The organism is Vibrio sp. YT-19(2023), from assembly GCF_033337395.1.
In genome coordinates this window covers 110612-123452 of record NZ_JAWOQN010000002.1, presented here as the reverse complement: position 1 = coordinate 123452, position 12841 = coordinate 110612, and the positions used below count along the sequence as shown (strand labels likewise).

Annotated in this window: 11 protein-coding genes; 8 read left to right on the top strand and 3 right to left on the bottom strand. The window is 46.7% G+C overall.

The annotated features are described in order from the left end of the window. The 3 genes from R7E78_RS02605 to hisD are packed head-to-tail and all read right to left on the bottom strand — an operon-like array spanning position 1 to position 3081. Positions 1–1005, bottom strand: a complete 1005-nt coding sequence (locus R7E78_RS02605; RefSeq protein WP_005374765.1) for a cupin — start codon at positions 1003–1005, stop codon at positions 1–3. 47 nt (positions 1006–1052) lie between these two features. Continuing rightward, on the bottom strand, positions 1053–1787 hold the full coding sequence (locus R7E78_RS02600; RefSeq protein ID WP_318057615.1) for an SDR family oxidoreductase: 735 nt from the start codon (positions 1785–1787) through the stop codon (positions 1053–1055). A 1-nt stretch (position 1788) separates the two neighbouring features. Beyond that, positions 1789–3081 carry a histidinol dehydrogenase gene (gene hisD / locus R7E78_RS02595; RefSeq protein WP_005374756.1) on the bottom strand — a complete coding sequence of 431 codons (1293 nt, stop codon included), beginning with the start codon at positions 3079–3081 and terminating at the stop codon, positions 1789–1791. Between the two features lie 289 nt (positions 3082–3370). On the opposite strand from hisD, the gene R7E78_RS02590 reads away from it, so the two are divergent. The 8 genes from R7E78_RS02590 to R7E78_RS02555 all read left to right on the top strand — a co-directional run bounded on the left by R7E78_RS02590 (position 3371) and on the right by R7E78_RS02555 (position 12648). Then, a complete protein-coding gene (locus R7E78_RS02590) occupies positions 3371–4120 on the top strand; it encodes an HpcH/HpaI aldolase family protein (RefSeq protein WP_005374748.1) in 750 nt (249 codons plus the stop codon). A gap of 150 nt (positions 4121–4270) precedes the next feature. After that, the gene (locus tag R7E78_RS02585; RefSeq protein ID WP_182016038.1) at positions 4271–5227 is read left to right on the top strand and encodes a LacI family DNA-binding transcriptional regulator; all 957 of its coding nucleotides are present in this window, start codon (positions 4271–4273) and stop codon (positions 5225–5227) included. 267 nt (positions 5228–5494) lie between these two features. After that, complete coding sequence (locus R7E78_RS02580; protein WP_182016039.1) at positions 5495–6490, top strand: TRAP transporter substrate-binding protein; 996 nt, start codon at positions 5495–5497, stop codon at positions 6488–6490. Between the two features lie 58 nt (positions 6491–6548). Then, on the top strand, positions 6549–7112 hold the full coding sequence (locus R7E78_RS02575) for a TRAP transporter small permease (protein ID WP_206957626.1): 564 nt from the start codon (positions 6549–6551) through the stop codon (positions 7110–7112). Continuing rightward, on the top strand, positions 7109–8389 hold the full coding sequence (locus R7E78_RS02570; protein WP_033906641.1) for a TRAP transporter large permease: 1281 nt from the start codon (positions 7109–7111) through the stop codon (positions 8387–8389). Before R7E78_RS02575 ends, R7E78_RS02570 begins: the two co-directional genes overlap by 4 nt. A gap of 513 nt (positions 8390–8902) precedes the next feature. Then, positions 8903–9877, top strand: coding sequence for an ester cyclase (locus tag R7E78_RS02565; RefSeq protein ID WP_318057614.1), 975 nt, complete (start codon positions 8903–8905; stop codon positions 9875–9877). Positions 9878–9926: 49 nt separating this feature from the next. After that, the gene (locus tag R7E78_RS02560) at positions 9927–10922 is read left to right on the top strand and encodes an ester cyclase (protein WP_318057613.1); all 996 of its coding nucleotides are present in this window, start codon (positions 9927–9929) and stop codon (positions 10920–10922) included. Then, entirely contained in the window at positions 10915–12648 is a 1734-nt protein-coding gene (locus R7E78_RS02555) for a sodium:solute symporter family transporter (RefSeq protein WP_206970575.1), read from the top strand. Before R7E78_RS02560 ends, R7E78_RS02555 begins: the two co-directional genes overlap by 8 nt. The last annotated feature ends 193 nt before the right edge of the window (positions 12649–12841 follow it).

Below are 12841 nucleotides of genomic sequence, written 5' to 3'. Positions count from 1 at the left end.
TTATTCTCCTGCAAGCGGCTTTGGTTGATCAGAGCCAAGAATGCAATACGTCAAACTATTACCCCGCAAGTTCGTCAGTGAATAAGACGCACCTTCTGGAACATTCAGCACATCACCGCGCGTTAAAACAACACTCGCTTGTTCGCCTTGATGCGTGAGGACCACTTCAGTATCGCCATCAAAGTTGATAAGCACTTGTTTTTCTTCTCGGCAGTGTTGAGGAATCGAGCCACCTTCAGAAAGCTCATAAGCCATGATGCTCACTTCATCTTCACTCTTTACTTGGAAGTCATAACTCGCCAAAGGATGACCCGTTAAGGCGTATTGTTTCACGTTGCTTCCGCCGAAATCGCCTTTGATTTCACGATAATCTTTTTGCAGAGCGACAAATGGCATCATCTCTTCTGCGGTGTAGGTATCAAAGGTCGCGAGCTCTTCTTCGGTAAGCAGCGGCATCAATTCTGATTCTTGTGGCACCGGGTCGCCATTAATGGTGTCCACGAGTGTGCCATCGGCTTTGAGGTATAAACCATAACCTTGACTGTCTTTAATAACGTTTGGATGCCAAATAACGCCGCCACCTGAATCGTCGCCGCCAAGTACCGAGAACATAAAGCCGTAATCGCGGCCAACCACTTCAAATCCACGGAAGAGATTGGTTGGAATCGAGATGACGTCACCGTGAGACAACACCGCCTCATGCTCTCCATCGTTCCCCCAATAAAAACGGAACTGACCTTTGAACACCAAGAAAAGCTCGGCGGTACGATGAGAGTGCAACGAATTTTTGATGCCCGGCGGTTGGCCTGCGGCACCAATGTTAAAGCCCGCCGTATCGCGAATATGAACATGCTGACGACTGCTTTCTGCCACCCCAGCACCGATAATGCAGAAGTTATCTTTCAGATCACTGCCTGGCGTGCGCGCATCAATAAACGCACTCGTACCCGGAATCAGTTCCATGTAGCGGACCAGATTATTATTCATTTTAGATTGTAGAGTCATTGTAAATCCTTGTTGTCCTTGTTTGGACCTAGCCTTTGAATTGTTAGTTACAGACCTAAAGGTCGCCCACCATCAACCGCGATGGTATTGCCTGTCGAGAAGGTCAAAACTTCTGCCGCGGCGTACACGGCTTGAGCGACTTCTTCATCATTGGCTAAACGCTTAAGCGGTGTGGATTGTTCTTGTTGATTACGCCATGCGTCATCCAAGCCTTTGACAAACTCAGTGTCGACAAGCCCTGGAGCAACAGCCAGAACTCGAACCTCGGGAGACAGAGCGCGAGCTAAAGAACGGGTCATGTTCTCCGCGGCAGATTTACTTGCACAGTAAGCAATGTTGCTCCCCATCGCAGTCTGTGCCGCGATAGAAGTAATGTTCACCACACAACCATTGGCTTGCTTAAGCCAAGGCTCAAACGCTCGAACCATGGCAAAAGGCGCACGGACGTTCACTTGGAAAATTTGGTCAAACAGCTGGTCATCTAAACTTTGCAAATCAGAGTGCGCGACGAATTTCGTCATCCCCGCACAGTTGACCAACAAATCCAGCTTGTCGCTTATTTCACTGACTTGATGTTTAAGCTGTTCAATCGCACTAGAATCTGCCACGTTCAATTTGAATGCTAGATGCTCGTTACGTGGCAGCGAGGGAAGCACATCCTCGGCCGCTTTCTGATTACTGTTGTAAGTCAGAATTACGCGATATCCCGATTCAGCTAGCTTGCGACAAATGGCGGCACCCAGTCCGCCACTGCCGCCTGTGACTAAGGCAAGTTTCGACATATTACGCCTCTTCCACTTTGCCTTTGTAACGGCGCACACGAATATCCGCTTGCTCTTTGTGGCCAGCAAAACCTTCGAGTGCACACAAGCGAGAGCAGTACTCACCGACTTTTAGCGACGCAGCTTCCGTTACACGCTGGTAAGTACAGGTCTTGATAAATTTACCTACCCAAAGACCACCGGTGTATCGCGCCGCTTTCTTCGTTGGCAGTGTATGGTTGGTACCAATACATTTATCGCCGTAAGAAACGTTGGTTTCACGACCTAGGAACAAGGCACCGTAGTTGGTCATGTTATCTAGGAAGTATTTAGGATCTTCCGTCATCACTTGCACGTGTTCAGAAGCGATATCGTCTGCCACTTCCACCATTTCTTCGTAGCTATCACACACAATAACTTGTCCGTAATCTGCCCACGCTTTACCCGCAACTTCAGCCGTTGGGAGAATGGTTAACTGACGTTCGATCTCTTTGATGGTTTCTTGCGCAAATGTTTCGCTATTGGTCAACAATACAGCGGGAGAGTTGTAACCATGCTCAGCCTGACCAAGCAAGTCTGCCGCAGCCAATTCCGGGTCACAGCCTTTCTCATCAGCAATGACCAAGGTTTCCGTTGGCCCTGCAAACAAATCGATACCAACGCGACCAAACAACTGACGTTTTGCCTCTGCTACAAATGCGTTACCCGGCCCTACAATCATATCGACTGGCGCAATAGTCTCCGTGCCCAATGCCATAGCTCCTACCGCTTGAACACCACCGAAGCAGTAGATTTCATCCGCACCCGCCATTGCCATCGCAGCGACAATCGCGACGTTCGGCTGGCCGTTAAACGGAGGCGCACAAGCAATAACACGTTTTACGCCCGCGACTTTCGCCGTCAGTACACTCATGTGAGCGGATGCAACCAATGGGTATTTTCCACCAGGGATGTAACAACCCACGCTGTTTACTGGAATATTTTTATGCCCCAGTACCACACCAGGCATGGTTTCTACTTCGACGTCTTTCATTGAGTCACGTTGAATTTGAGCAAAGTTTCGAACTTGTTGCTGAGCGAACTCGATATCATGACGAGTCGATTCATCAAGCGCATCCACACAGGCTTGGATTTGCTCTTCTGACAGGCGGAATTGCTCCGGCGACCAGTTATCAAACTTTTCAGACAACTCACGTACAGCGCTATCACCTTTCGATTCAATATCAGCAAGAATGTTTTCGACAATCTGACGCACTTTTGCGTCGTTTGATGCTGATGCTTCTTCAGTGATTCCGTTTTTTAAAATGCGTGCCATTGGGTTTCTCCTTGAACATTGAGGCTGACGAACGGTTATTTTCATGCTTTTGGATACGAATGCAAAATCAGATTAAACACTTAGTTAACATTTGACAAGTTAAGTCAACAAACCACAAAAACCATCCTTAAGCCTTTGTATTTATTAATTTAAACAAATAAAAGCAAGTAATAAGGACCTTGATTGAGTTTAATTTTTAATCAAAAATGAGTTTTAGATCACATCATTTTTACTCATCATTTACATTTCACCGTGTTAGCTTTTGCATACCTTTGCAAAGGAGAGAATTATGAGCAATTTTAAGCAACGTCTGACTAAAGAAACGCTATTAGGTACATTTGTTAAAACCCCTCATCCTCACATTATCGAGGTATTGGCACTGGCAGAGTTGCCTTTTGTGGTACTGGATGCAGAGCACGCACCTTTCGATCGTTCCTCGCTTGATCTGTGCATCATGGCGGCCAGAGCGAATGACCTCGCGTGCGTGGTACGAGTACAAGACAGCGCCCCTTCAACCATTTTGAACGCGCTTGACTGTGGCGCGGCGGGTGTACAAATTCCCCATGTTTGTACTGCTGAGCAAGCGACGCAACTGGCGAAAATCTGCCATTACGGAGAAGGTGGCCGAGGGTATGCTGGTTCCAGTCGAGCAGCGCAATACGCCACTAAGCCCATGGTTGAACACTTAAAAGACAGCCGTGCGAATACGATTGTCATTGCACAAATTGAAGACCCTCAAGGGGTTGAAAATGTTGAAGCGATTGCCAATGTTGAAGGAATTGATGCGCTCTTCATTGGCCAAGTTGATCTCACTGTCGCTTATGGTGCTGATAGCGTTCATGATGAGAAAGTCGCACAAGCAAGTATGCGAGTAATCGAAGCGGCCAGAGCCGCCAATAAACCTGTTGGCATGTTTGTCGCGACGGCTCAACAAGCTCGGGAATGGCGTGAACTCGGCGTTAGCTTCTTTTGTGTTGGGTCTGAACACAAAATGATCATTGATGGCTTCAAACAAGAGAGAAATGTGATGAATTCTTGAGTTTTCTCTGATATTTACGCCTTATCAATGTAATGCTCTAGACACAGAAATCCCCTAGCCCATACACTCAGCACGTATGAGCAGGTTCAATGGCCTTAAATAAGGAGTATCACCATTAAAGCGAAAGTAACTTCGATCGACGTCGCGAAGATGCTCGGCGTCTCTCAATCGACGGTATCTAGAGCATTCAGCCCGACTGCGAGTATTAGCGAGAAGAAACGCAAAATGGTGATGGATGCCGCAGCTAAGCTCGGATACACACCGAATGCCATCGCCCGAGGTCTGATTTCGAATCGTTCAGGCTTAGTGGCGATTGCGTTAGATAGCGAATCAAACCCAATGTACGACATGCAATCTCGTGCTTTGGCTGTCGAAATTCAAAAGCGAGGCGGACAAGTTGTGCTTTGCCCTATCGACAAGGACGACCTAGATCTCGCCATTTCACGCGCCATTGAATACCAAGTGGACGGACTCGTTATCGCCACCAGCCGTTTAACTTCACGCGCGTTTGCCCAATGCGAAAAGTTTGGCGTTCACTTAAGCTTGATCAACCGCTACGCCGAGGGTATTAATGCCAATAGCTCTGGTATTGATAACCGCTTGGCGGGCCAACAAGCAGCCGAGTATTTAACGCAGAAAGGCGCAAAACAGTGTGCTTACATCAGTGGCGATGCTGGCTCCATGACCAGTGAAGAGCGTTGGCTGGGTTTCTCTTCAAAATTGCAAGAACTCGGCTCCCCGTCACCAACCTTTATCCAAGCCAAGTACAGCTTTGAAGCAGGCTTAAAAGCGGCGAAAGCGATCTTGTCGCATACCAGTAAACCCGATGCAATTTTTTGTGCAAACGACATCCTCGCCATGGGTGTGATGGATGGCTTGCGACAAGCCGGAGCAAAGATCCCCCAAGACTTCTCTGTGATGGGTGTAGATAACATTCCGATGTCTGCATGGCCGAGCTATGATTTGACCACCATTGCTCAACCAGTCGACAAAATTGTTAAACGAGCGGTTGAAGACTTGATGAATCGAATCAACGGCAACCTGGATGCAACTGGCGAATACCTTTTCGAGCAAGGCACCTTGATCGAACGTAGTAGCACCATTTAATAAATCCATTTTTATTCATTCTTCATAAACAAAATGTCTTACTTTCAAGTAAGGCATTTTCTGTGATCGCGATTAAATTTTCACCAATCGTTATTTAATTCCTCATCAATTCATCAATTTTGTTATTGACTTGTTACTTTAATGTTTTATTTTGGATTCGTATGCAAAATGGATATGAATTGCTCAACTAATTTATAAAAACATAAAAAGTTGTGTGACTTGCCGACGAATGCCCATGGCAGGTCATACCAGAAACAAGGAAGAACGATGAAGAAAGCAATCCTTACTTCACTTACCGCACTGGGGCTTGCATTTAGCAGCATGAATACGTTTGCAAACAGTGTTATTCGTCTTGCTCATGACAGTCAAGAAACCTCTCCCGTACACAAAGCAATGCTCTATTTCGAACAAGAAGTGGAAGCTCGCTCAAACGGTGAGATAGAAGTTGAAATCTATCCGGCAAGACAACTAGGCGATGTGCGTGAGACGACTGAACTCGTACAGCAAGGCAACTTACAAATGACGTTTGGTGCGTCAGTTTTACTCTCTCCCTACGTCCCAGAGTTTAACGTGCTCGACGTGTTCTACCTTTTTGATAGCGAAGAGCAAGCACACAAAGCGCTCGACAGTGAGAAGATCGGACAACCATTGTTGAATGCTATGGAATCAAAAGGCTTTCATGGACTTGGCTTTATGGAGGTCGGCTTTCGTAGCGTGACCAACAACAAACAGCCAATTGATAGTATTGAGGACCTGAAAGGGCTAAAGATTCGCTCGGCATCTAACCCCACTCAAATAAGCGCGTGGAAATCTATTGGTACTGCGCCAACACCTCTGTCTTGGGGAGAAATTTTTACCTCGCTCCAACAAGGTCTGATTAACGCTCAAGAAAGCGGCATCTATTCAATTTATGCCGAACGCTTTTATGAAGCGCAGAAATACCTCTCTTTGACTAACCACATTTACACTAACTACGTGCTGTTCATGAACAAATCGTTTTGGGATTCACTTCCTGCAGAGCAACAGGCGCTGATCAGTGAAGTAAGCAAAGAAACCATCGCAAAACAGCGTGAGCTCGCCGCGCAGCAAAACCAAGAAGTAATCAAAGAGCTCGAAGCAAAAGGCATGACGGTTAACATCGTCCCAGACGAGGTACGCAGCATCATGAAAGAGAAAATGAATGCGGCCGTGTACCAGGACTTGCGCAGTAAAACGGGTAAAGACTTGTTTGACAACGTGATGGCCGAGATAGAACGCCTATAACTCCCACTCTTTTGCACGATCTGGCAACAGGTCGTGCTTTCTCGTTTTGGAGGTGAACATGAAGTGGTTTCGCTTACTAGACAAATACCTAGAACCAACCCTCATCGTTATCGCGATCTCAACGATGACAACTTTACTGTGCTTGCAAATCGCCCTACGCCTGTTCGATGCAACGATCGCGTGGGCTGAAGAGCTGGCTCGTTATTTATTCGTATGGGCGATGTACCTGAGCATCAGCTACTGTATCCGAGATGATCGACACATCCGCATTCGTGTGTTCATCGATAAACTTCCGGGCAATTGGACGCAATTCAGTTTGATTGTCTCTGATCTTATCTACCTTGCCTTTAGTGCAACTGTCGCCTGGTTTGGATTTAAGGTTATAAACCGCAGCCTGCAACTCGGTCAGATTGCACCCGCAATGGAAATTCCTATTGCGTGTTTGTATGCCTCTGTTTTAGTTTGCGCACTATTAAGCTGCGTGCGCCTAGTGACAAGCATTTATCAACGTGTGAACGCGTGCTCCACCAGCAATGAACGAGTTCGCTTTTCTCGCCAACGCTATCGCCATATCAAAGCAAAGTATCGTACTTCTAACCGACTATTGGAGTTTAACGCATGACGTCTGCACTTTTGTTTGGCAGCTTTGGTCTGCTTCTGCTCATTGGCGTTCCGGTCGGTATTGCTCTGGCGGCAGCCAGTATGGTCGCGATACTCAGTCTGCCGTTTCTTAACATTGAGTTTTTAGTCCAAGGAATGGTAACAGGGCTCGACTCTTTCCCTCTCCTCGCCGTCGTTCTATTTACCTTGGCAGGTAACCTTATGAGCCAAGGAGGGATCTCAAAACGATTATTACACGTGGCGGAGGTCTTCTTTGGCCACTTTACTGGTGGGCTTGGCATCGTCGCCATTGTGGCGTGCATGTTCTTCGCTTCCATCTCTGGTACAGGGTCTGCCACCGTTGCCGCTATCGGCCTGACGATGATTCCCTCTATGGTGAAGAAAGGCTACGACCGCAGCTTTGCCGGTGCCTTGATCGCCTCTTCCGGCGGGATTGGCGTCATTATTCCACCCTCTGTGGTGATGATCGTCTACGCGATCACAGCTGAAGTCTCGGTCACCAAGATGTTCATGGCGGGCATCATTCCTGGCTTGGTCGTCGGTATGGTATTGATCGGCTATTGTCTAATTGTCTCAAAAATGCGGGGCTACACAGGTAACGAACGCAAAGCCACTTGGTCAGAGCGTCTTGATGCACTAAAAGAAGCCAGTTGGGCAATGCTACTACCCGTAATCATTCTCGGCGGTATCTATTCCGGTATCTTCACGCCTACCGAATCCGCAGCGATTGGCGTGCTCTATGGCTTATTCTTTGGCATGTTTGTTTATAAAGAGCTCAAACCAGCGCAAGTTGTGAAAATCATTCTAGAGTCGTCACTGTTAGTTGGCGCAGTGCTCGTCATTGTGGGTGCGTCCGTGACGTTTGGCCGCATATTGACCCTAGAACGTCTACCGACCGAGATCGCTCAGTTCATTCTATCGATTACCGAAAACAAACTGCTGATACTGCTTTGCATCAATGTTCTGTTGTTGCTTGTCGGTACCTTCATGGAAACGCTGGCGGCCATTGTTATTCTCACACCAATTCTGCTACCCATTACGTCAGCACTCGGCATGGACCCCGTTCATTTTGGTATCGTGATGATCGTGAACTTAGCCATTGGCTTTGTTACGCCTCCTCTGGGTGCTAACCTGTTTATGGCAAGTCAGGTAGGAAAAGTACCGATAGAGTCGCTCTCTAAAGCCATCATGGGTTGGATTGGTGCAATGATAGTGGCCTTGATGTTGATTACCTTCATCCCTGCCATCTCGCTATCGTTACCTGCGCTTTTATCCTGATCGTTGCACTCATAGAGCGCTTATGACTGTTATAGCCACTAGATAAACACCTTTCTAGTGGCTTATTCGTTATCTACTTCCGATTTAATAAAAAAGCCTTTAAGCATTCGTATGCAAAAGGAAAATTTGAAAGATATAAGGATAATTGACACCAAAATAGCTGAATATTAGCGATAAAGTCTATTTGGGTGCCTTGATCTGCATGATTATCAGTTTTGGCTTAATCATTTGTTTCCATTCAAACAGATCAAAATAAATTAAGCGATTAAAAAACAATAATATACTAGGAAATTCATACAAAAAACTTTGACCTCCTTTCTTATTAACACGTCTCGATAAGAGATAGCTTCCATCTCTCCTGTACTTTTTTAGTTTATTTTCCACTCAATTGTTAAAAATCTGATCATCAGCACGCTATTTAAACAATCGAAAAACAATCCGTTGACAAAATGGCAACATGATATATTTTGAATACGTAATCAAAATATAATTATTCAATTACGGAGGTGATTTATGGCCATGGTTGGCTTCGATGAAAAGTGGCGTGACTTTCCCGACTACATTCTTGGTATCACAAAAGAGATTTGGGAAGACCGAGGTTTAAACACCTTAGAACACTACTACTCTCCCGACATTGTTGTGCGTACTCCACTCTCTATCGTTCAAGGAAACGAAGGGGTGATCAGTGCAACAATGGCGACACTGGCCGAGTTTCCCGATCGCACGCTATATGGCGAAGACGTCATTTGGTCAGGCACCCCGGAACAAGGCATGCTTTCTTCTCATCGAATCATCTCTACTGCAACACACAGTGGCAACGGCTTCTACGGGCAAGCCTCGAACCGCAAACTTCGTTTCCGTATTATCGCAGATTGCCACGCTATCAATAACCAAATCAATGACGAATGGTTGATTCGCGATCAAGCCGATATCGCGAAACAACTGGGCATGACGTCAGAAGAGTTTGCACGCCAACAAATCGAATTTGAAGGTGGCGTGGAATCAAGCCCATTTCCGCTCACACCTGAAGTCGACATTCCTGGACCTTATTTGGGCGTAGGCAACGACAACGAATATGGTCAGCGTTATGAAGCAATTCTCAGAAGCCTTATGAATGCCGAGTTCTCTATAGTACCGAAAGAGTACGACCGCGCTTGCATCGGCGAATACACTGGCGGTCAAACTGCCCTATCACACTCGGAAGTCGATCATTTTTGGATGGCACTTCGTGCGTCTTTCCCAAATGCTCAATTTACCGTTCACCATCGTATTGGCCGAGATGACGACATGATGTCACCACGCGCTGCAATTCGATGGTCTTTGCACGGTAAGCATGAGGGATACGGGATGTTTGGTAAGCCTTCAGGAAAAGAGGTTTACATCATGGGGATCAGCCACGCTGAGTTTGGCCCTTGGGGTCTTCGTCGCGAATTCACTTTGTTTGACGAGACCGCAATCTGGAAGCAAATCCTGCTTCAGCAAGGCTAACGGCTGACTAAACACTATTTATTAAAATCACAGACAGTAAGGAAGCAATATGTCACTCAACATCATCGAACAGTTCTACCAGAACTACTTCAAAGCCGCAGACATCGAGCAAAAACAGGCCGCTCTGCAAACTTTGAACCCTGACGTAAAATGGTGCGTGGCGCACCCTGTGAACGATCTTAATGGCCCAGATGCAACCCACGAATCTTTCCTCTCACCACTTGGTAATGCTTTGCCTGACGCCGAGCGCCGACCAATAATTATTATGCACGGCGAATACGAAGGCCGCACTTGGTACAACTCTACCGGCTACTTTATCGGTACATTTGAACAACCACTGTTTGGCATCCCAGCAACAGGGAAAACACTCTACTTGCGTTACACCGAAATGGTGTGTGTGGAGAACGACCAAATCACCGAATCTTACATGATTCCAGACTTCATCGATGCGATGAATCAAGCTGGCAACAACCCTCTTAGAAAGAGCTTAGGCCACGATGGCTTGATCCCTTCTCCTGCAACTTCTAACGGTATTCAACAATCTGTTGTGTCTTTGGAAGAAAGTGAAAAGAGCGCTCAGTTGGTTGAAGATATGCTGTCTTGCTTGGGTCGTTTTGATGGCAAAGATCTTTTCTCGATGGATCTTGAAAACTACTGGCACAATGACTTTATGTGGTACGGCCCAGCAGGTATTGGCACGACGCGCGGTATCAAAGGTTTCCGTAACCAGCACCAAGCGCCATTTGTGTTTGCGTTCCCAGATCGAAGTGTCGATATTGAGGTCAATTTTTTGGCCAAAAATGACTACGTATCCACAGGTGGTTGGCCACATATGCATGGTACTCACACTGGTCACAGTGGCTGGCTCGGTCTTGCCCCAACAGGAAAACACATCGAACTTCGCGTTATGGACATTTGGCGACGCGAAGGAGATTTACTGAAAGAAAACTGGGTGGCGATCGACATCGTTCATATCCTGCTGCAACTTGGCTATGACGTGTTTGCACAAATGAAAGAACAGTTAGAAGGACCTAATTATGCATGAGTTTGGCGCACTTAACTGGAGCATCCTTGGGGGATACATCGCCCTCACGCTAGTACTGGGTGCAGTAATCGGAAAGCGAGTCACTTCGGCTAGCCAATTCGCCTTGGGTGATAAGAGCATCCCTTGGTGGGCGATCGGTATTTCTGTCGTTTGTACTTACGTGAGTGCCATGTCGTTCCTTGGCGGGCCAGCTTGGTCTTACAAAGAAGGCCTGTCGGTTATCGCGATTCACCTAAATTATCCGCTGGTGATCTTCTTCATCGTGGCTGTGTTTATGCCGTTTTTCTACAACAACGGTTTAACCTCCATCTACGAGTATCAAGAACGACGCTTCGGTAAGGCTTCACGACTGACTTTGTCGTTTATCTTCCTTATCAAACAAGCATTGAGCTCGGCAGCGGTACTCTATGCGACAGCAATGATTTTAGAGTTCATTACTGGTATCGACGTGATGTACTGCATCATGATCGTCACTGCAATTGCCCTTATCTACACCGTAATGGGCGGTATCGCGGCTGTCATTTGGACCGATGTGATTCAAGCAGTAATCTTATTTATTGGCGCATTCATCATCATTGAAGCCGTTTGGAATGGCATGCCTGCTCCAATGACGGAGGTCATGGCAGAACTCAAAGCGAAAGGAATGACCGATGCCCTACAAACAAGTTTTGACCTAAGCCAAGTAACGACGGTATGGGCCGGCGTTATCGCAATGACGATGTTCCACACCACCGTGTATGGCGGTAACCAGATGATGGTACAACGTTGTATGGCCGCGAAAAACATGGGCGATGCGAAAAAGGCAATGTTGATGATGGGCTATGTGGCCTTCTTTATTTACTTTGTCTTTATCCTACTTGGCGTCCTGTTCAACGCTTATTACGACGGTAAAGAGTTTGAAAACGGCAACACCATCATTCTTCATTATGCGAGTGAATATGGAATGCCGGGCTTGATGGGCATCATTGCCGCTGCGATTCTGGCGGCAAGTATGTCGAGTCTCGATTCCGCATTTAACTCAATGGCGACCGTTTCTGTGGCTGACTTTTACAAACGCTTCTACAAGCAAAACGAGTCGGAAGAGCATTACTTAAAGGTATCGCGTTTCTTCACGGTGGCGTGGGCGATTTTGGTCATCATTCCAGCGATCATGTTTGCCACCAGCACAGGCTCGGTACTGGAAGTGCTGAGTAAGGCAGGCTCTTACTTTGTCGGTGCGAGCTTCTGTATGTTTGTCCTTGGGTTCTACTCAAAACACATTACGGAAAAAGGCTTGTTGATTGGCGTTGCTGCTAGCTTCTTGGTGATTTGGTATGTAGCCGTCGCGACCGATATTGCGTGGCCTTGGTATTGCGTGATTGGCGTCCTTGTGAATGCCGTTGTCGCCTACGCCGCAAGCCTTCTCCTAACAGGCAAACAGGAAGAAATGCACCTTTACACAATTAAAGGCCAGCAAGCGGAGTACGCTCGTTTAAACAAGCCGATTAAGGAAGATGGATGGTACGTCATTCCTGGTAAAATCGATGCACCGTGTTATGGCTTGCTAGTAATGTTTGTATTCTCACTCGTGATGCTATGGGGAATCAACGCGTTTACCGACAACGCTCCTATGCTGATTAACTTTATGCGTGGCTGCTCTATTCTTGTCGCAACCGCTTGCATCGGATACATGGGGTATTCACTCCTCTCCCCGAAACGTAAAGTTGCAGTCAAACAAGCAAATTAATGTTCTTTACGTAGATACTGTACGTCCAACAAACGGACAGTATCTACGCACTAGATCTAGTGCTAGCTCAAAGCAAACTAAATGGGTTAACCCACATTTTGCTTTTTAACACTCCAAAGCCATTATTCTACTTAGGATACCCCGTCAGAACATTTATGAATACGTACCTATTTATGCTAGTCTTATGACCTCA